The sequence below is a fragment of the Paraburkholderia phytofirmans PsJN genome, from assembly GCF_000020125.1.
Classification (GTDB): domain Bacteria; phylum Pseudomonadota; class Gammaproteobacteria; order Burkholderiales; family Burkholderiaceae; genus Paraburkholderia; species Paraburkholderia phytofirmans.
Window position 1 is genome coordinate 2,985,384 of record NC_010681.1, and the last position, 19,663, is coordinate 3,005,046.

General features: G+C 63.3%; 22 protein-coding genes and 1 tRNA gene. 9 read left to right on the top strand and 14 right to left on the bottom strand.

What is annotated here, in order from left to right:
- Positions 1-14: 14 nt before the first annotated feature.
- Together BPHYT_RS13060 and BPHYT_RS13065 are read right to left on the bottom strand one after the other, a co-directional pair.
- Positions 15-341, bottom strand: a complete 327-nt coding sequence (locus BPHYT_RS13060) for a helix-turn-helix domain-containing protein (protein WP_012433625.1) — start codon at positions 339-341, stop codon at positions 15-17.
- A gap of 20 nt (positions 342-361) precedes the next feature.
- On the bottom strand, positions 362-1,795 hold the full coding sequence (locus BPHYT_RS13065; RefSeq protein WP_012433626.1) for an aminotransferase-like domain-containing protein: 1,434 nt from the start codon (positions 1,793-1,795) through the stop codon (positions 362-364).
- A gap of 169 nt (positions 1,796-1,964) precedes the next feature.
- Between BPHYT_RS13065 and BPHYT_RS13070 the strand changes: the two genes are divergently transcribed.
- Positions 1,965-4,280: an FdhF/YdeP family oxidoreductase gene (locus BPHYT_RS13070; protein ID WP_012433627.1), complete on the top strand. Its 2,316-nt coding sequence runs from the start codon at positions 1,965-1,967 to the stop codon at positions 4,278-4,280.
- 3 nt (positions 4,281-4,283) lie between these two features.
- On the opposite strand, the gene BPHYT_RS13075 is transcribed toward BPHYT_RS13070, so the two are convergent.
- The 3 genes from BPHYT_RS13075 to BPHYT_RS13085 form a co-directional block, all read right to left on the bottom strand.
- Positions 4,284-4,787, bottom strand: coding sequence for a M48 metallopeptidase family protein (locus BPHYT_RS13075; protein ID WP_012433628.1), 504 nt, complete (start codon positions 4,785-4,787; stop codon positions 4,284-4,286).
- 19 nt (positions 4,788-4,806) lie between these two features.
- Positions 4,807-5,439: a hypothetical protein gene (locus BPHYT_RS13080; RefSeq protein ID WP_012433629.1), complete on the bottom strand. Its 633-nt coding sequence runs from the start codon at positions 5,437-5,439 to the stop codon at positions 4,807-4,809.
- Between the two features lie 192 nt (positions 5,440-5,631).
- The gene (locus tag BPHYT_RS13085; RefSeq protein WP_012433630.1) at positions 5,632-5,940 is read right to left on the bottom strand and encodes a hypothetical protein; all 309 of its coding nucleotides are present in this window, start codon (positions 5,938-5,940) and stop codon (positions 5,632-5,634) included.
- 38 nt (positions 5,941-5,978) lie between these two features.
- On the opposite strand from BPHYT_RS13085, the gene BPHYT_RS37285 reads away from it, so the two are divergent.
- Positions 5,979-6,197, top strand: a complete 219-nt coding sequence (locus BPHYT_RS37285; RefSeq protein ID WP_012433631.1) for a DUF1643 domain-containing protein — start codon at positions 5,979-5,981, stop codon at positions 6,195-6,197.
- Between the two features lie 160 nt (positions 6,198-6,357).
- Here BPHYT_RS37285 and BPHYT_RS13090 read toward each other — a convergent pair whose 3' ends face one another.
- From BPHYT_RS13090 to BPHYT_RS13100, 3 genes are all read right to left on the bottom strand, one after another.
- Entirely contained in the window at positions 6,358-7,977 is a 1,620-nt protein-coding gene (locus BPHYT_RS13090; protein ID WP_012433632.1) for a T6SS phospholipase effector Tle1-like catalytic domain-containing protein, read from the bottom strand.
- A 24-nt stretch (positions 7,978-8,001) separates the two neighbouring features.
- Positions 8,002-8,460 (bottom strand): DUF3304 domain-containing protein, encoded by a 459-nt coding sequence (locus BPHYT_RS13095; protein ID WP_049869035.1) that lies wholly within the window; start codon positions 8,458-8,460, stop codon positions 8,002-8,004.
- 447 nt (positions 8,461-8,907) lie between these two features.
- Positions 8,908-8,992: transfer RNA gene (locus BPHYT_RS13100), tRNA-Leu, on the bottom strand.
- A 182-nt stretch (positions 8,993-9,174) separates the two neighbouring features.
- Here BPHYT_RS13100 and BPHYT_RS13105 point away from each other — a divergent pair.
- The 6 genes from BPHYT_RS13105 (at position 9,175) to BPHYT_RS13130 (ending at position 15,174) form a co-directional block, all read left to right on the top strand.
- A complete protein-coding gene (locus BPHYT_RS13105) occupies positions 9,175-10,245 on the top strand; it encodes a LacI family DNA-binding transcriptional regulator (RefSeq protein WP_012433634.1) in 1,071 nt (356 codons plus the stop codon).
- Positions 10,246-10,398: 153 nt separating this feature from the next.
- Positions 10,399-11,487, top strand: coding sequence for an ABC transporter substrate-binding protein (locus tag BPHYT_RS13110; protein ID WP_012433635.1), 1,089 nt, complete (start codon positions 10,399-10,401; stop codon positions 11,485-11,487).
- Positions 11,484-12,308, top strand: coding sequence for an ABC transporter permease (locus BPHYT_RS13115; protein ID WP_012433636.1), 825 nt, complete (start codon positions 11,484-11,486; stop codon positions 12,306-12,308). The genes BPHYT_RS13110 and BPHYT_RS13115 overlap by 4 nt, the downstream gene beginning before the upstream one ends.
- Positions 12,309-12,355: 47 nt before the next feature.
- Entirely contained in the window at positions 12,356-13,258 is a 903-nt protein-coding gene (locus BPHYT_RS13120) for an ABC transporter permease (RefSeq protein ID WP_012433637.1), read from the top strand.
- Positions 13,255-14,301, top strand: a complete 1,047-nt coding sequence (locus BPHYT_RS13125; RefSeq protein WP_012433638.1) for an ABC transporter ATP-binding protein — start codon at positions 13,255-13,257, stop codon at positions 14,299-14,301. Before BPHYT_RS13120 ends, BPHYT_RS13125 begins: the two co-directional genes overlap by 4 nt.
- 45 nt (positions 14,302-14,346) lie before the next feature.
- Entirely contained in the window at positions 14,347-15,174 is an 828-nt protein-coding gene (locus tag BPHYT_RS13130) for a phosphodiesterase (RefSeq protein ID WP_012433639.1), read from the top strand.
- Positions 15,175-15,184: 10 nt separating this feature from the next.
- On the opposite strand, the gene BPHYT_RS13135 is transcribed toward BPHYT_RS13130, so the two are convergent.
- Positions 15,185-15,670, bottom strand: coding sequence for a DUF2569 domain-containing protein (locus tag BPHYT_RS13135; RefSeq protein ID WP_012433640.1), 486 nt, complete (start codon positions 15,668-15,670; stop codon positions 15,185-15,187).
- A 209-nt stretch (positions 15,671-15,879) separates the two neighbouring features.
- On the opposite strand from BPHYT_RS13135, the gene BPHYT_RS13140 reads away from it, so the two are divergent.
- Positions 15,880-17,079, top strand: a complete 1,200-nt coding sequence (locus BPHYT_RS13140) for an MFS transporter (RefSeq protein WP_012433641.1) — start codon at positions 15,880-15,882, stop codon at positions 17,077-17,079.
- Between the two features lie 28 nt (positions 17,080-17,107).
- Here the strand turns inward: BPHYT_RS13140 and BPHYT_RS13145 are convergent, their stop codons facing one another.
- The 5 genes from BPHYT_RS13145 to BPHYT_RS13165 all read right to left on the bottom strand — a co-directional run bounded on the left by BPHYT_RS13145 (position 17,108) and on the right by BPHYT_RS13165 (position 19,599).
- The gene (locus tag BPHYT_RS13145; protein ID WP_012433642.1) at positions 17,108-17,536 is read right to left on the bottom strand and encodes a response regulator; all 429 of its coding nucleotides are present in this window, start codon (positions 17,534-17,536) and stop codon (positions 17,108-17,110) included.
- 20 nt (positions 17,537-17,556) lie between these two features.
- On the bottom strand, positions 17,557-18,189 hold the full coding sequence (locus tag BPHYT_RS13150) for a response regulator (RefSeq protein ID WP_012433643.1): 633 nt from the start codon (positions 18,187-18,189) through the stop codon (positions 17,557-17,559).
- Positions 18,190-18,480: 291 nt separating this feature from the next.
- Entirely contained in the window at positions 18,481-19,053 is a 573-nt protein-coding gene (locus BPHYT_RS13155) for a ferritin-like domain-containing protein (protein ID WP_012433644.1), read from the bottom strand.
- A 100-nt stretch (positions 19,054-19,153) separates the two neighbouring features.
- The gene (locus BPHYT_RS37290; RefSeq protein ID WP_006052455.1) at positions 19,154-19,315 is read right to left on the bottom strand and encodes a DUF1328 domain-containing protein; all 162 of its coding nucleotides are present in this window, start codon (positions 19,313-19,315) and stop codon (positions 19,154-19,156) included.
- Positions 19,316-19,422: 107 nt separating this feature from the next.
- Entirely contained in the window at positions 19,423-19,599 is a 177-nt protein-coding gene (locus BPHYT_RS13165; RefSeq protein WP_012433645.1) for a DUF1328 domain-containing protein, read from the bottom strand.
- Between the last annotated feature and the right edge of the window lie 64 nt (positions 19,600-19,663).

Here is a 19,663-nt window from a genome sequence, read left to right on the forward strand (position 1 = left end):
AGCCGCGCTCGCAGTCAGTGAAGCTTCGGCTGCGGCTCCGCCTGATCCTCGTCGGGCGCATCGCCGTCGCCGTTGCCGTTGCCGTCGCCAAATAACTCGCCGCATAGACTTTGGCCCAGCTCGCTCAGACGCGCCGTGCCCGCGCCTTCCTCATTGAACGTCGTGTCCACCAGGCCGCCGTCGACGAGCGCCGTCAACTGCCGGCGCAAGCCGCTCATCGGCACGCCAGCCTGCTTCGACAGCTTGGCGAGCGACCACGCGCCGCCCGGCGTTTCCCTATGCGCGCGCCACAATTGCGTCAAGATGGCGACCAGCACCGGATCGAGTTCGTCGTCTTCCATAGTCAGTGTCTCCTCCTTTTTTACGCCATCTGCATGACCAGTTCGCCGAGCGTCTTCAAAGCCGCTTCGGTCTGCGCGGTCCACGGATAGCTGTAGTTGAGCCGGATGAAGTGGCGAAAATCGTTACGCGTCGAAAACATCATGCCCGGCCCGACCGTGATGCTGCGCGCGAGCGCCGCCTGGTAGAGCCGCATCGAATCGACCCGCTCGGGCAGTTCCACCCACAGCACGTAGCCGCCCAGCGGCGTCGACATGCGCGTGCCGACCGGGAAAAACCGCTGCACCATCGCCATCATGATGCTGGCCTGCTGCCGATAAACCTTGCGCACGTGCCGCAGATGCCGATCGTAGCCGTCCTGCCGCAAATAATCGGCGACCGCGACTTGCGGCACCGACGGCGTGGTCAGCGTATTGAGAAACTTCAGCTTCTCGACCTGCGCGCGATAGCGTCCCGGCAGCGCCCAGCCGATCCGGTACGACGCGGTCAAACTCTTCGAAAACGATGCGCAGTGCAGCACGAGCCCTTTCGTGTCGAAGCTCTTCAAGGTCGATGGCCGCGTCTCGCCGAAGTAAAGCTCCTGATAGACGTCGTTCTCGATCACCGGTATCTCGTGCGCCGCCAGCAGTTCGACCAGTTGCCGCTTGCGTGCATCGGGCATCTGGAAACCAAGCGGATTCTGAAAGTTCGGCATCACCATGCAGGCCGCGATCTTCTGTTCGGCGATCACTTGAGCCAAGGCCTCGATGTCGATGCCGTGAACGGGATGCGTCGCCACCTCGATTGCGCGCATGCCGAGCCTCTCGATGGCGTGCAGCATCGCGTAATAAGTCGGCGATTCGACGGCCACCGTGTCGCCGGGTTTGGCGACCGCCTGCAAGCTCAGGTTGATCGCTTCTGTCGCGCCGAGCGTAATGACGATTTCGTCGGGGTCGACCGGTACGCCGTTTTCGGCATAGCGGCGGGCAATCTGCCGGATCAGCTCGGGGTTGCCCGGCGGCAGGTCGTCGATCAGGTTCCAACTTGCGTGGCGTCGCGCGATCGCGTTCGCGTACTGGTTGATGCGCCGCCACGGGAACAGCGACGGATCCGGATACGGCGAGCCGAACGGCACGGCGTCGTGCGCGCGGATGCTGCGCAAAGTCGACAGCACGAGGCGGCTCACGTCCACCGCCGCGGCCACCGGCGGTGTGTGCGGCGTCAAAAGACGGCCGGGCCGCGGCTCGTCGAGCGCCACGGCCCGCGCCACCGCGTCGCGCACGAAATAGCCCGACTGCGGCCGCGTTTCGACAATCCCCCGGCTTTCCAGCAACGCGTACGCGTGCAACACGGTCTTGATACTCACGCCATGCTGCTGGCTCGCCTGCCGCACGGACGGAATCCGCTCGCCCGCCGCGAACACGCCGCGGCGCACGGCTTCGGTCATTTCATCGGCGAGTTTTTCGTACAGTTTCAAGGACTTGAGTCGAGCGCAAGCGTGGGCTGAAGCGCCAGTCTAGGGCAAAACCGATCAACTGTATCCCTTCCCTTTCCAATTTTCTGTATGCTGCGCCTTTTTTGGAACACAGTAGGCTTGCACCTATCGGCTCAACAGCCTCGTTCAAGCCCGATCCGGCGGCAACATCATGAAGAAACCCGAAGCTCGCATCGAACCCTATACGCACCCCGCCGCTGGCTGGGGTGCGCTCAAGTACGTCGCCATCAACCTGATCAAGGAAAAGGTGACGGGCGGCGACTACCGCATGCTGTTCAAGCAGAATCAGCCAGACGGCTTCGACTGCCCCGGCTGCGCGTGGCCGGATCGCGAGCATGCGTCCACCTTCGAGTTCTGCGAAAACGGCGTGAAGGCCGTGGCCGCCGAGGCGACCAGCAAACGCGTGACGCCGGCGTTCTTCGAGAAACATACGATCGCCGAACTGATGACGCAGTCGGACTTCGAACTCGAACAGCACGGCCGCCTGACCGACCCGCTCGTCTACGACGCCGTGAGCGACCGTTACGTGCCGATCGGCTGGGACGAAGCGTTCGACCTGATCGCCGATCACCTGAAGCGGCTCGACGATCCGGACCGCGCCGCCTTCTACACCTCGGGCCGCGCGAGCAACGAAGCCGCCTTCCTCTATCAGCTGTTCGTGCGCATGTACGGCACCAACAACTTCCCCGACTGCTCGAACATGTGCCACGAGGCGACCAGCCGGGGTTTGCCGCATACGGTCGGCATCGGCAAAGGCACGGTCACGCTCGACGACTTCGAACACGCCGACACGCTGCTGATCTTCGGCCAGAATCCGGCCACCAACCATCCGCGGATGCTCGGCGAACTGCGCGAGTGCGCCAAGCGCGGCGCGACCATCGTGTCCATCAATCCGCTGAAGGAGCGCGGCCTCGAACGCTTTGCGAGCCCGCAGCATCCGGTGGAAATGCTGACGATGGGCAGCACGAAGATCAGCTCCGTGTTCATTCGCCCTAAAGTCGGCGGCGACTTCGCGTTGATCAAGGGCGTCGCCAAGCGCGTGATCGAGCTCGACGACGAAGCGTTGGCGTCGGGCCTCGAACGCGTTCTGGATGTCGCGTTCATCGCCGAACATACCGTCGGCTTCGACGCCTTCGCCGATGATCTGCGCGCCGAGAACTGGGACACGATCGTCGCCGAAGCCGGCGTGCCGTTCGAAGACGTGCTGCAACTCGCCGACATCTACGTGAAGGGGCGCGCCGTGATTGCGACGTGGGGCATGGGCCTCACGCAGCACAAGAATTCAGTGCCGACGGTGCAGATCCTGTCCAACCTGATGATGATGCGCGGCAATATCGGCCGGCGCGGTGCGGGCCTGTGCCCGGTGCGCGGCCACTCGAACGTGCAAGGCGACCGGACGGTCGGAATCGAGGAACGGCCGACACAGGCGTTTCTCGACAAGCTCGGCGAAGTCTACGATTTCGAACCGCCGCGCGAGCACGGACTCGACGTCGTCAACACGATTCAGGCGATGCTCGACGGCAAGGTGAAGGTATTCATCGGCCTGGGCGGCAATTTCTCGATCGCGACGCCCGACACGCCGCGCACGTGGGAAGCGATGCGTTCGTGCGACCTCACCGTGCATATCACGACCAAGCTGAACCGCAGCCATCTCGTCCATGGACGCGACGCGCTGATTCTGCCGACGCTCGGCCGCACCGAAATCGACTTGCAGAACGGCGTGGCGCAAGGCGTGAGCGTCGAGGATTCGATGAGCATGGTGCATATCTCGTACGGCATGAACAAACCGGCGTCGGAGAATCTGCTGTCGGAAATTGCGATTGTCGCGCGCATGGCGCATGCGACGCTCGGCAGCGCGAAAGTGGATTGGCTCGCGCAGGCCGCGGACTACTCGCTGATCCGCGACGGCATCGCGCAAGTGATCGAAGGCTTCACCGACTACAACGAGCGCTTGAAGAATCCCGGCGGCTTCCACCTCGGCGTCGCGTCGCGCGAACGGATATGGAAGACGCCGAGCGGCAAGGCACAGTTCCTGGTGCACGCAATCGACATGGCGACGCCGATCCATCAAGCGCGCAAGGAACACGGCGAGCGCCTGATGACGTTGATGACGACCCGCTCACACGATCAGTACAACACGACGATTTACGGCCTCGACGACCGTTATCGCGGCGTGTACGGACAGCGTCGCGTGTTGTTCGCCAACAAGGACGATCTCGCGATGCTCGGTTTCGCGGCGGGACAACGCGTGGATATCACGAGCGTGTGGGCCGACGGCATCGAGCGTCACGCCGATGGCTTTCTGCTCGTGGAGTACGACATTCCTCGCGGCTGTCTCGGCGCTTATTATCCGGAGACGAATCCGCTCGTGCCGCTGTCGTCGGTCGCCGATGGCGCGGGCACGCCGACGTCGAAGTCCATTCCGGTTCTGTTGAAGGCCTCCGAAGTCGAGGCGATCGCGGCTTGATCGTTAGACGGGCTTTTTTGCCAGCTCGCGCTGCGTCAGATAAAGACGCAGATCGAACTCGATCTGGTGGTAACCCGGCTGCATGAACTCGCACAGGCGGTAAAAGGCCTTGTTGTGGTCGCTTTCCTTCAGATGAGCGAGTTCGTGCACCACGATCATTTTCAGAAATTCCGGCGCCGCCGCTTTGAACAGCGACGCGATGCGGATTTCTTTCTTCGCCTTCAGCTTGCCGCCTTGCACGCGGGAGATGCTCGTGTGCAAACCTAGTGCGTGACGCACGACGTCGAGTTTGCTGTCGTAGGCGACCTTGTCGATCTGGTCCGCGCTGCGCAGGTGTTCGCGTTTCAGGTCGGCGCAGTAGGCGTACAGCGCCCGGTCTGTTTGCACGTCGTGCGTGTTCGGATAGCGCGCGGCAAGGTACTGGCCGAGCTGGTCGTCGGCGATCAGCTTTTTGACTTTTTCCTGAAGCGTGGGCGAGTAGCCAGTCAAATATTTCAGGTGGGACATGGTTGCGCTCGGCACCTGCTCAAACGCCACGGCGATTGGCTTCGCAATCGTCCCAATACCGAAGCGGGTCACGATGATCCGGGTATTCCTTGTCCAGCCAGTCGGACAGAATCTTCCACTGCGGATGGTTCGGGCCGCTGCGCGTGTCCCAGAACGAATCCTTCAGGACGCCGTTGTTACGGCCGCGATCCCGCACGACGATCCGGCAATGGTCGTTCGATTCATGAAATTCGGCCTTCAGGTAGTAGCGCGGCAGAATCTGCAATGCGGCGCCCTCCACGATGCGGCCCTGCGCACGAACGACGCCCGCGGATTCGATCCGCAAAACGCCGTCCACGGATTTGTCCGCGCGCCATCCAACCGGGAGCCTGACTACGCATTCGCCCTTGCCCACCTTGATCCAGTCCATGCGCCAGACGCGGGCGAGCGCATCGCGCATGGCGGCCGCGTCCGCATAGCCGGGCGGCAGTTCGAACTGGCCGGGCAGGACGACCAGTTCGTCTCCGCTCGGCGTGACGCTGGCGGGATTGTCGAACGGGTCGTTGTCGAAAGGATTCGAGGGCCGGCTGGCCTCGGTGTTGCTGGTGGTCGGCAAATCCCCGAAGAGGCTTTCGGCAGCACGGCGTGCGCGCTTTGATTTTTCGTTGGCCATTGATTTTCTCGCTTGGGGTTGGGTTGGCCTGGTGGGAAACACTCGTAATGCAGATCGACGTGCGGATTGCATCAACCGAGCCGATGGCTTGAACCCCGGACGCCGAATCGGCACCTCGGGTTCAAGCCATGCAGAAACCGCTATTGTAGTTTTTCCGGCGGCTGATCGTCGACGGCGCTGAAGATAGAGCGATCAGACGCGCGGCAGGTCGTCGATACATTTTTCGACGTGGGCGCCAGGGACATCCGTGTCGATCCCATCGTGGCCGTCGGTGTGGGAGACGGGCACGATTTTGGGCCCCAGAAACCGCGTGCCACCGAGCGTAAAAAGGGACCAGACAGCGTCGCCCCGGCGCATTGCGGCGACCACGTCCGCCACCTCGACGATCGACGTGGGGGACAACCAGTCACGCGTCGACGGGTCGACGGGAGCCCAGCGCACGTGGGTGATCCTGTCGCTCGCCGGGTTGATGCGAATGGCGTCGATAGCATAAGTATTCACGTCTGCCTCCATCATCCTGATCAGGGGATTTCGTCATTATGCGCCGCATCGTTTGCCGGGGATTGGGTGGTGAAATCGGGAGCGCCGTTATCAGCCCGTGCGGCACCTATCGTTATGGGCTGATGTGCGCCGGCGAAGCGTTGTCGCCGGGGAAACCCGCCGCGCTGTTCGTCATGCTCAACCCGAGGACCGCCGATGCGCGACTCGACGATCCGACCATTCGCCGGCGCTGCGGCTTCGCGAAGGTCCGCTGGTGATACGGGACAGAGAATGGATACAAGCCGGGCCCTGGAATCCGGGCGATGGCGGAACATCTCCGCCCCAAAATTCTTCGGGTGCGCTTTCACCAGCGAGTGAGCAGAAGCCGCCCACCCAACAGGTTCGCGCCCTTGGCGAATGGCCGCGCGACCCACGAACTCAGCCGGTCATCATCTCCGGGCGCGGTCCAAGCCACGGCCTCGCGGCGTAGTATCTCGCGTGGTCACAATAGACACGGCGCGGATCGTACAGGGCACACGGCCACGAAGTAAAGTGCGCCACGGAATCGTGGACATGCTCCGCCAGCAGGCTATCCGCCGCGGGAGGCACAGCGCAGGCATTGTCCCATGCCGACAGGATGAGGTTTTCATAGGCCGTACGCTCGCGCGGCCTGGCGGGCGGCCAGTCCCGGCTGTCCGCATGGCGCTCGACAGGATGGCGAAGGAATGTGACCTGAAGCGCGAGGCGTCGCTGTTCCCCCAACAACTGAGCCGCCTGCTTTTCCAGATTGGGCGTGACCGCATACGTCCAGCCGGCCGGATCGCACTCGGGATGGTCATCATCGGTGGTCGCCGGCACCGCCTGACAGGCCGCCGAAGGCAATCCGCGTCCAACCAGTTGCCCGAGCACACGGGAGTCTTCGCCCCTCCGGGCAAGGCCGCCGCGCCACTGAAAATCAAGGCGGCGATGCACGTGAATCAGCGACTCCACATCATCGCCGTTTGCGGCGGGCAAAGCCGCCGTGTAATCTGTGTACGACTTCACCACCGGTTCGTCGTCCTCGAGCTCAAAGTAGCTTTGTCGGTCTGCCTGAATCCTGTCCAACGACAGCAGCGGGACACCGGCCTCCAGCGCTTGCGCATACATGTGGCGCAGCGGAATGCGCGCGAGCAGATTGCCGCGGCCCTGTTGATCCGGAGCGTAGCCGCCGCCGACATCCGAATGCACGCCGGGATAGACCACTTCCTCGCAGTTGGCCGGGTAGGTCCGATCCACACGCACCGAGTCGAGCGGAAACGCCTGCCGGACCTCATGAGCAGCGACGTAGTGCACGCATTGCTCGACCTCGGGTGGTATCGCCAGTTCGGATGCCCAGTCCAGATGCAGACCCGGCCCACCCACCGACGCGACCGTATCGAACAGTCCCAGGAAGGTGATGCGCAGCGGAATGCGCAACAGATTGCTATTGATCCAGCATGGTTGACCGTCCTTGTCGACGCAACGCGAAAGCAGCTTGCGCACGAAAGCTCTAGCCTCCGTCGCACCGCGCGAGAAACCGAACACCGCAAGACTGATAAACGGCATGTGCCGCTGTGCTCCTGCGCTCCAGTCCTCGCCGAGGATCATGGCAAATTCGGCGAGCGCCGCATCGATGCGCGTCTGTCCCCCGACGCCCAGACCCATGCCCGCCATCCCGCCGGGATCATTGCGCACTAGTTCGGCAGCATAGCCAGGCACGCGCCGGGGGATCTGGAACGGAGTACCGACGCCGGGAAAGTATCGAGGCGTAGCACCCTGTCTGGCGGGATCGTCGATCGCCGCCAGATACAGCTTGGCCACGTTCGACAACGCCTGCTCCTGCTCAGGCTTTTGCAGTTCCTGGTACAGGTTGTTGCCCGTACCGTCGAAGAAGAAACTGAGCTTCGGATAAAGCCGGCACTGTATGCGAGCCTTCAGATCGCTGGGGAATTCAGCGGCGATCCGCTTGATCGCTCCGCATGCAGCAGCGTGGTCCAGCTCGGCGTCACTGACAGGCGCGCCCGCCTGACGTACAGTCATGTGGGAATCCTTATGGTTGCGGGGCTATTTTGTGGCGCAACGCGTGGCGGCGCGCGAGAACGCCAGTTCGGCCGTGTCGTGTTCGCGCAAGATCAAGCACAGGTAGCGGTCGTCCCTCGCGGGGCCGCCCGGCGGGAAATGCAAGATCATTGAATGGGGTTCGCGTGCTTTGATCACGGCCTTCGTTTTCGGATCGAGTTCCGTGCCCCACGTCCAGTGGACGGTGACCGGCTTGCCCCAGTCCCTGGGGCTGGGGTAACAGCAGACCGCCCCGCCGCCGCCGCCATGTGGAGGGGAGTCTCCCATGCCGTACCGCTCAACGGCCATGTTGATCGCCCAGCGGTCGGTCTGACTGATCGGCACCATCCACAGGGGGTGCCCGCTCGCGGGCGGATCGTCGGGCAGCAGCGAATTGTCCGCACAGGCTGACACGGCGAGCAGTGCGCTAGCGGCAAGTGCGGCAGCGCTCAGGTACGTTGCCATCGAACGCTTATGCGGCGCCCTACCCGAGCAATGCCGTCGACGCCCGGATATCGTACGTCGCGCGTCTCGCAGGTCCGCCATCGGCCGGCCTCCTTGCTGGGTTGTGGGGACGCGGCCTGACGCGAAAATTGCGAAAGAGAATGCCGGCCGCGATACTGAGCTTTTCCAGCCCTTCACACTTATAACCCGCACGATGATTCCGTCTCAATAGCGAAACTTCCGCAAATCAGTCGATTATTGACACGGCGCAATGCTACTGGCGGCCTGGCTCAAATCCGTTAGGCGCAACGTTGACGTCGGTCCGGGATGGGACAACGCACCAGAATCATTGGAGCCAAACAGATGGTCGACGCCCGTTGGTCCAGACGCAGAGCGGCCATGGGCACGGTCGAGACCTCGCCGCTCCCGATTTCGTTCGCAAGTTTGGCAGCTGCTGGAGGACATAGCTGGTGCCGGGGATCGGACTCGAACCGACAAGCCGTGAGGCGGCGGATTTTAAGTCCGCTATGTTTACCAATTTCATCACCCCGGCGGGGGTCGAAACGCGTGTGGACGCGAATTCTACCATTGCCCGCCGGGCGTACCAAACCGCCCCGCCGACGCTCCGCCCGCCTCCAGTTCCCCAAGTCGTATCCACAAATACCAACGTCATCCTCAAGTCACAAACCTTCCCGATAATCCGCTCACGAAAACGTTTACACCCGAGCGGAAACCATGACCCCGACGATCAAAGATGTCGCTGCCCACGCCGGCTTCTCCATCGCCACCGTGTCGCGCGCGATCAACGCGCCGCATACCGTTAACCCGGTCACACTCGACAAGGTGCGTCAGTCCATCGACGCCCTGAACTTCCGCCCCAGCCCGCTCGGCCGGCAATTGCGCGGCGAACGCACGCGCCTGATCGGCGTGATCCTGCCGACGCTCGCCAACCCCGTGTTCGCCGAGTGCCTGCAAGGTATCGACGAACTCGCCTCGGCGCAAGGCTACCGGCTCATGCTGATGACCACGCAGTACGACGCCGACCGCGAACGTCACGCCATCGAAACGCTGCGCGAACACCGCGTCGAAGGCCTGATCCTGACCGTCGCCGACGCCGACACGCACCCGCTGCTCGACGAACTCGACCGCGCAGGGCTGCTCTACGTGCTGATGCATAACGACACGGTGCGTCGCCCGTCGGTCTCGGTCGACAATCGTCTGGCCGCCTACGACGGCGTGCGCATGCTGATAGCGCACGGCCATCGCCGCATCCTCATGCTCGCGGGCACGCTGGCCGCTTCCGATCGCGCCCGGCAGCGGCATCTGGGCTATTCGCAGGCGATGCAGCAGGCCGGCCTCACGCCGGCACCGGCGCTCGAAGTCGATTTCAACGCCGAAGAACTGTCGCCCTCGGTGCTCGCTCATCTCACGAGCGGCCCGAACCGCCCGAGCGCGCTCTTCTGCAGTAACGATCTGCTGGCGATGGTGGTCATGCGCGGCCTGCGCCGGGCGCGTCTGCAGATTCCTCACGACATGTCGATTCTCGGCTTCGACGGCCTCGCAATGGGCGAACTGCTGTCGCCCGCGCTCGCCAGCATCTGCGCACCGAATCGCGCGATCGGCTGCGCGGCCTGGCAGCGTTTGCTGGCACGCGTCACCGGCACGTACGAAGCGTTGAGCGAAACCTCGCTCACGCTGACCTTGCCGCACAGCTTGCGCCAAGGCGCCACCATCGCGGCGATTTCGAGCCGCGACGACGCAACGCCCACGCGTACGTCAATGCCCGCCGAACGGCCATTCGCCTGAAGCGCCGCGCAAGCGCGCGTCGACCAAATAAGCGCGACATGCACCGACACATGCCGACATGAAAACGTTTACCCCGCTGCCCTGCAAGACGACTTTGCGTCACCCACCCCAAAACCCGAACCACCCGCTCGCTTCTTCTCCTGGAGACCCGCAGTGACCCGCTCTTCCAAACATTTCGCTTCGCCAATCCAACCGCTCCGGCCGCTCTGGCATCGCCTCGCTCGCACCACGGCCGCCGCGCTGTCGGCCTGCATGGTGGTCGCCGCCGCGCTCGTCGCGATCGCACCGCAAGCCGCGCACGCCGATGAGTCCGCGATCTGCTACAACTGCCCGCCCGAATGGGCCGACTGGGCGAGCCAGATCAAGGCGATCCAGCAAAAGACCGGCATTCGTGTGCCGTTCGACAACAAGAACTCCGGTCAGTCGATCGCGCAACTGATGGCCGAGCAGAAGAGCCCGGTCGCCGACGTCGTGTATCTCGGCGTCTCGTCCGCTTTCCAGGCGAAGGACAAGGGCGTGATCCAGCCGTACAAGCCCGCGCATTGGGACGACATTCCCGCCAACCTGAAAGACCCGCAAGGCTACTGGTTCTCGATTCACTCGGGCACGCTGGGCTTTTTCGTCAACAAAGACGCACTCGAAGGCAAGCCGGTGCCGCGCTCGTGGGCCGACCTGCTCAAGCCTGAGTACAAAGGCATGATCGGCTACCTGGATCCGTCGAGCGCGTTTGTCGGCTATGCGGGCGCGGTCGCGGTGAACCAGGCGCTCGGCGGCACGCTCGATAACTTCGAGCCGGGCCTCGACTGGTTTCGCAAGCTGAAGGCCAACGCGCCGATCGTGCCGAAGCAGACCGCCTATGCACGCGTGATGTCCGGTGAAATCCCCATCCTGCTCGACTACGATTTCGACGCCTACCGCGCGAAGTACAAGGATCACGCGAACGTCGAATTCGTGATTCCGAAGGAAGGCACGATCTCGGTGCCGTACGTGATGAGTCTCGTGAAGGGCGCGCCGCATGAAGCGAACGGCAAGAAAGTGCTCGACTTCGTGCTCTCCGACGAAGGCCAGAAGCTGTGGGCCGACGCCTACCTGCGTCCGGTGCGCGCGAACGCGATGAGCCCGGAAACCGCCGCCAAATTCCTGCCGGCCAGCGACTATGCGCGCGCCAAACCGGTGGACTTCGGCAAGATGGCCGAGAAGCAGTCGAGCTTCGGCGAGCGCTACTTGCAGGTGATGCATTGAACGACATCACGTTCCCGCTGCGCTGGCGCATCGCGTTGATCGCGCCGGCGCTGGCGGTGTTCATCGCCTTCTGGCTGCTGCCAATGGGTGCGCTCGCGCAGTTGAGCGGCGACGGCCACGCGTTCGCCACCTATCGCGCGATGCTGACGAATCCGCGCTACATGTCGAGTCTCGGCGCGACCGTGCTGCTGTCCGCGGCGGTCACGGCGGCGACGCTGGTGCTCTCGGTGATCGCGGGTCTGCTGCTGGCGCGGCGCGAGTTTCCTTTGAAACGCACGCTGCTTGCCTTGCTCACGTTTCCGCTGGCGTTTCCCGGCGTGGTGGTCGGCTTCATGGTCATCATGCTGGCGGGACGCCAGGGCCTCATCGGCGCGCTCTCGCTGAAACTCACGGGCGACCGCTGGGTCTTCGCCTACTCGATGAGCGGGCTCTTTCTTGGCTACCTGTACTTCTCGATTCCGCGCGTGATCGTCACCGTGATGGCTTCGGCGACCAAGCTCGATGCATCGCTTGAAGAAGCCGCGCGTTCGCTCGGCGCGTCGCCATGGCGCATCACGCGCGACATCGTGTTGCCCGCGCTTTCGCCCGGGCTGATCGCGGCGGGCGCGGTGTGCTTCGCCACCGCGATGGGCGCGTTCGGCACAGCGTTCACGCTCGCCACCGACATCGACGTACTGCCGATGACCATCTACACCGAGTTCACCCTCAACGCGAACATGGTGACGGCCGCGGGCCTCTCGATCGTGCTCGGCATCGTGACGTGGGCGGTGCTGGCCCTGGCGCGCAGCGTAAGCGGCTCGGCCGTGGCGGCAAGCGCATGAACGGCGTTTCAAAACCTGCGGCTTCCAAAGCGGAGGAAAGGACTTCAATGAACTCCATCACAACCTCTCTGCAACCGTCAGCGAAGCCTCGCTCCCGGCTTGGCTGGCCGGACGCAAGAACGTGGCTCGCAACCGGCCAATGGCTCGTCACGCTGCTGCTGTGCGCGTTTCTGATCGTGCCGGTCGTCATGTCGATCATGGCGGGCCTGACGGTCAACTACTTCAAGGGCGTGTCGAGCGGACTCACGCTGCGCTGGCTGGGTGAAGTGTGGACGCAGTATCACAGCTCGGTGTTTCTCTCGCTCGAAGTGGCGGCGGCGACCTTGCTCATCACGCTCTTGACCGGTGTGCCCGCGGGTTATGTGCTCGCGCGCAGCAAGACGCGGCTCTCGCGCATCATCGAAGAGTTTCTGGTGCTGCCGATCGCACTGCCCGGTCTCGCGTCCGCGCTTGCGCTGCTGGTGGTGTACGGCGGCTTCACGATGTTCCGCATGAGCGTGGCGTTCATCGTGGTCGGGCATGTGGTGTTCACGCTGCCCTTCATGGTGCGCGCGGTCGCGGCGGTGTGCGCGAGCAGCGATCTGCGCACGCTCGAGGAAGGCGCGGCGAGTCTCGGCGCGAGCTTCCTGCAGCGCTTCGTGACGATCGTGCTGCCCAATGCGCGCCCCGGCATCGTGGCCGGTGCGCTGGCGGTGCTGACGCTTTCGATCGGCGAATTCAACCTCACGTGGATGCTGCACACGCCCGATACCAAGACGCTGCCGGTGGGTCTCGCGGACACCTACGCGTCGTTGCGCATCGAGATCGGCAGCGCCTACACGATTCTGTTTTTCATCATGACGATGCCTCTACTCGTCGCAATGCAATGGCTCGGCGTCGATGCGACCGGGCAGCGCAGCGCGGCGAAAAAACGCGTCGCGCGCTCTTCTTCAAAGGCCATCCAGCCATGAAACTCGCCTCCATTCCAATCACGCTGACGCAATGCGCGAAAACGTTTCGCGGCACGCGCGTGCTCGAACCGCTCGACCTGCATATCGATGCCGGCGAAACGCTCGTGCTGCTCGGGCCGTCCGGCTGCGGCAAGACCACGACGCTGCGCATGATCGCGGGTCTGGAAACGCCGGATGCCGGCGGCCGCATCGCGTTCGGTGACGACGACGTCACCGCGCTGCCGATCGAAAAGCGCCAGGTCGGCATGGTGTTCCAGAGCTACGCGCTGTTTCCGAATCTGACGGTGCGCGGCAACATCGGCTACGGGTTGAAGATCAAACGCGTGCCCGCGGAGACGGCGCGGCAACGCGTCGACGAACTGCTCGGCATGATGCGTCTCACCGCGCACGCCGACAAACCGATCGACCAGCTTTCCGGCGGTCAGCGTCAACGGGTGGCGCTCGCTCGAGCACTCGCCGTGCAGCCGCGCGTGCTGTTGCTCGACGAACCGTTGACCGCCCTCGACGCCCGTTTGCGCGACACCTTGCGCAGCGAGATGAACACGCTGCTGCGCGAGTTGGGCATCACGACCGTTTACGTCACGCACGATCAGGCCGAAGCGATGGAACTCGGCGACCGTATCGTCGTGATGAGCGCGGGGCGCATCGAGCAGATCGGCTCGCCGCGCGAGATCTATTACCGCCCCGCCAATCGCACGGTCGCGCAGTTCGTCGGCACCATCAACCGGCTTGCGGGCGAGCGGCGCGACGGCATGCTGAGTACCACGGGCGGTGCAGTGCCGCTGCCTGCGGGCTCCGCGCACGCGAACTCGGTACACGAGATTTTCTTCCGCCCGGAAGACGCGTATCTGGCCGATCCGGCTCACGCGCAATTGCGTGGGCATATCGAAAGCGCCGCGTTTCTCGGCGAGCGCACGCGTCTGACGGTCGGCGGCGCCGCGCCGGACGCGTTGCTGATCGACGTAGCCGGCCGCGTGGAATTGGCGCGCGGCACGCCGGTCGGCATTTCCATCGCGCAGGACGCGCTGATTGCGCTATCGTAATGAAGTCGCGCTGCTTCAACAGCGCGCTATAACAGGAACATCCCCATGCTGCTGGCCCAAATTAGCGACCTGCATATCAAACGGCCCGGCGCGCTCGCGTATCGCCGCGTCGACACCGGCGCCTATCTCGCACGCTGCGTCGCCGCCCTCAATGCGCTCGAGCCGCGTCCCGACGCGGTGATCATGACCGGCGACCTCGTCGATCAGGGTGATCCGGAACAGTACGAACACCTGAAGACATTGCTCGCGCCGCTAGAGATTCCCTACTTCATGCTGGTCGGCAATCACGACGAACGCGCTGCGTTGCGCGCCGCGTTTCCCGATCGCAAGGAATTGCAAAGCGGTGGCGAGTTCGTGCAATACGCCGTCGATGTCGGGCCGCTGCGGGTCATCGCACTCGATTCGATGGTGCCGGGACAAAGCGCCGGCGATCTGTGCGATGCGCGGCTCGCGTGGCTCGCCACGCAACTCGATGCGGCCCAGGGCAAACCGACGGTCGTCGCGTTGCATCATCCGCCGTTCGTGTGCGGCATCGGGCATATGGACGAACTCCGGCTCGATCCCGCTGCCGCCAACAAACTCGCCGCGTTGATCGCGTGTTATCCGAATGTGGAGCGGGTGATCTGCGGGCATGTGCACCGGCCCATGTTCGTGCGCTTCGGCGGCACGATCGCCTCCGCGGTGCCGGCGCCCGCGCATCAGGTCGCGCTCGATCTGCGCGAGGATTCGCCGTCCGCGTTCATGATGGAACCGCCCGCGTATGCGCTGCATCACTACGATCCGGCGACCGGCATCGTCACGCATCACGCGTATGTCGAGAAAGCCGACGGCCCGTATCCGTTTTACGAGCCCGAGGGTGATCTGATCGATTGACGCCTGCGTGTCAGGCGTCGATGAAAGTCTCGCGAACGCGCCGGGAAAGCCTGAAATACGGAATCCCGAGCGCGGCCGCCGCGACAGCCTGAATGAAGCCGTCGAACGGAATGTCGATGTCGATGCCGATCGCGTGCGTCATGTAATCGCCGAGCAGATACGCGCCGGTCCGCATTGCGACAATCGCCAGCAGCCAAGCCTGAACGTGTACGGTAAAACGCGGCGACTTGCGCCATGCAAGCAGCGCCAGCCAGCCCATGCCCACGACGATGAACACGCCCGTGAGCACGTCGCAGCCCACCATCACGATTATGGTGCGATACCAGCCGTGCGTTTCGGGCCGTGCGAACACGGCCAGTATTTCCCATTCGAGCATGAGTTTTAGCGGATCGCGCATCGCGATCGCGGTATAGAGCGCCCACGCCGCCAGGCAAATCAGCGCGATGAGCAGCGAGCCGCCTATGGGTCGAGGTTCATGTTTCGTAGTTGGTGTCATGGAGTCGTTCTGATAATCGTCGGTCGGTTAAGCGCGCCGATTCTACGAACGAACGCCGAACAACCATCTCATTTTGTTGGCAGGGCGTTGTGAGGCGGTGTGCGAACGTGCTGCTCCGCCTCGTAGCCGTCAGCACGATCCGCTGTGCTCCGGTATGATCGGCACGCTTGAGGACCGCGCATGGGCCGGTCCGTCGACCGCACCCTCTCATGTCCACTTCCAACGCGTCCAGTCCCGCCTCCGCCGACCGGTCGTTGCGCGGCCTGCTGTTTCTGCTCGCCACCATCGCCGGGGTCTCGGTTGCGAACATTTATTACAACCAGCCGCTGCTCGACGACTTCCGCCAATCGTTTCCGCACAGCGCGTCGTGGGTCGGCGCGGTGCCGGCCGTCACGCAACTCGGCTATGCGGCCGGTATGCTGCTGCTTGCGCCGCTCGGCGACCGTTTCGACCGGCGTCGTCTGATCCTGTTGCAGATCGCCGCCATCTGCGTCGCGTTGGTCGTGGCGGCTACCGCGCCGACGCTGACCGTGCTGATCGTCGCGAGTCTGGCGATCGGCGTGCTCGCCACCATCGCGCAACAAGCGGTGCCGTTCGCGGCGGAAATCGCGCCGCCGTCCGAACGCGGGCACGCGGTCGGCATGGTGATGAGTGGTTTGCTGCTAGGGATTCTGCTGGCGCGAACAGCGTCAGGCCTGATCGCCGAATATTTCGGCTGGCGCGCGGTCTTCGGCGCCTCCGTGGTCGCGCTGCTGGTGCTGGCGGCCGTCATCATGGCGCGGCTGCCGAAAAGCCAGCCGACGTCGACGCTAACCTACGGCAAGCTGCTGGTGTCGATGTGGCATCTGATCGTCGAGCATCGCGAGCTGCGCGAAGCATCGCTCACCGGCGCGGCCCTGTTCGCGGCATTCAGTATCTTCTGGTCGGTGCTGGCCTTGTTGCTGGCCGGCGCGCCGTTTCATCTCGGACCGCAGGCAGCCGGGCTATTCGGTATTGTCGGCGCGGCAGGGGCGATGGCCGCGCCGCTCGCCGGCAAGTTTTCCGATCGACGCGGACCGCGCGCGATCATCACCGTGTCGATCGTGCTGGTGGCAATTTCGTTCGTCGTATTCGGTGTATCGGCGAAGAGCATCGCCGGACTCGTGGTCGGCGTGATCATCCTGGATATCGGCGTGCAGGCCGCGCAGATTTCCAATCAGTCGCGCATCTACGCACTCAAGCCGGACGCGCGCAGCCGCGTGAATACGGTGTACATGGTGGCGTATTTCATCGGCGGAGCGCTCGGCTCCAGTGTCGGCGCGGTGGTGTGGCCGGCGTTCGGATGGATTGGCGTGAGCGTGGCCGGAATCGTATTCGCGGGGCTTGCGGCGTGGAATCATCTGGCGCTTCCCGCACGCGCGACGAGTTAGGCCGCGCTATCTGCACGGCGCAAAGCGCTTACTTGCTGCTTCGCGCGTACGCGTATTCGTGCAGCGCGTCGATCACACGGTCGAATTCGAACGACTTGTCGTAAAAGTGCCGCACGCCATATTGCTCGCAGCGCTCCCGGTACGCAGGCAACGCGTGGTTCGTCAGCACTGCGGCGAACACCCTGTCGATCAATCCTTCACGCTGCAAGTAGGCGAGCACCGGCACGCCCGAGCCCTGCTTCAACTGCAGGTCGACGATCACCGCGTCGAAGGATTCATCGCCCAACAGTGCAATGGCCTGATCCGCCGAATCCGCGTAGGCGGCGACCTTGAGCAGGCCGGACGCGTCGATCGTTTCCACGAGGCTTCTGCGAATCAGCGGCGAATCCTCGATCAGCAGCACACGCAACGGCGCGTGGCGGGCTGGGTCGGCAACAGGGTTCGATTCGCTGTTCATCGGAATATCTCGATCGTCCATTATTCGATCAAGCCGTTCTTGATCGCGTAATAAGTCAGATCGGCATTGTTCGCCAACCGCATTTTCTCCAGCACGCGAGCCCGGTAAGTGCTCACGGTCTTCACGGACAGATGCAGTTCCTCCGCGATGTCAGTGGGAATCTGCCCCGCCGCGAGCTTGCAGAAAATCTGGAACTCGCGCTCGGAGAGCGCTTCGTGCGGACGCCCAGCCGCCGGTTTGTCGAGGTTGTCGGCGAGCGTGTCGGCAACCGCTTCGGAAAGGTAACGGTGCCCGCGCGCCACCGCGCGAATCGCCCGCACGATTTCCTCCGGCTCGCAGTCCTTGTTCAGATAACCGTTCGCGCCCGCGCGCAATAGATTGATTGCGTACTGGCTCTCCGGATAGCCCGACAGAATCAGCACGCCTTGTTCCGGGCGCACCTGCTTGATCACGCGCAAGGTGTCGATGCCGTTCTTGTCCGGCATCGCGATGTCGAGCAGCACCACGTCGAAGGCCTGTTCGCGCACGAGGCTGATGGTCTGGTCGCCGGTGGCCGCTTCGGCCGCGACGCACATATCCGGCTCGTCGGCGACGAACTGTTTGAAGCCACCTCGGACGATCGCATGGTCGTCAGCTATCAGCACTCGAATCATCGGTTTGGGTGTCCGTGCAATGGAACAGTGGAATCGCTCCAAAACAGACATTGTAATGATCTCCGGCATGGCTTCTGCCGGATTGGGAAAACCGGGCGGCGCACGCCGGGGCGGGAAACCTTGCGGCCCACCCGCGCCCTTCGCGCCGTCCGCCACGCTGCCTGAACTGGCTGAGCGGGCCGCGATGTACAGCGCTGCCGCTCGCCGTCGTGCTGCGTTTCTTTAATGCGCTGTTTGCTTTTGCGTTGTACGGTTTTCGCGCCGCCGCCGCACACGCTTGCGAGCTGGTACTTACTCGCGTCCTTCGAGCAGATCCGCCATGTCGTCGGCATGCTCTTCTTCGACAGCGAGAATTTCTTCGAACATACGACGCGTCGTCACGTCCTTATCGCCCAGATAGCGGATGATCTCGCGATACGTATCGATTGCAATACGCTCGGCGATCAGGTTCTCCTTGATCATGTCCGTGAGGTTCGCGCCTTCCTTGTATTCCGAATGCGAGCGCGTCTTCAGACCGTCCGGCGCGAAATCCGGCTCGCCGCCCAGTTGCACGATCCGTTCGGCGATGCTGTCGGCGTGTTGCTGTTCCTCGGCGGCATGCTCGGCGAACTCTGCGGCCACGGCTTCGGAGTTGATGCCCTTCGCCATGAAATGATGCCGCTTGTAACGCAGCACGCAGACGATTTCCGTGGCCAGTGCATCGTTACACAGCTTCAGCACCGTCTCGCGATCCGCGCCGTAGGATTGCGTGACCGGACCATCCGACATGTGCTTGCGCGCGTCTTCGCGAATCTTCTGCAGATCCATCACGAACGGATCGCTGGATTGCGTCGGCGCACCCTGAGCGGTTGATGACTTCGACATTGAATTTCTCCTTTATCCGGTATTGGGGGAATTGCGCATCACGCACGAATCGCGCCTGATGCGCCGGCACAAGGAACGATGGCCGCGAACGACCACCCGTCTAAGTTCGGAAGACGCCGAGCAGCAGCGTGACCACGAATACGACGAGGAAAATGTAGAACAGGATCTTGGCAATTTCGGCCGCGCCCGCTGCAATGCCGGTAAAACCGAACACGGCGGCGATGATCGCAATCACGAAAAAGACGATGGCATAGTGAAGCATGACGACTCTCCTTCTTGTTGTATCTGCGTGGCATGGGCACACAACACTGATCGACGAACCGTTCCCGCACCTGGAAAAGCGGCTCGCGACTTCCTCATCGAGCAGCGCTAATCGACGATCTTTTTCGTCACCACGAAGCCCAGCACGAGGAACACCACGCACAGAATCACGAACACGACGAACAGGAACTTGGCGATCGCCGCCGCGCCTGCCGCGACACCGGTAAAGCCGAGAAGACCGGCGATCACCGCGATGACGGCGAAGAACAACGCCCATTTCAGCATGATGGCTTCCTCCCGAAACATTGATTGAACAATCAGGTTCATCCTATCGATCGGCCACGCGCGG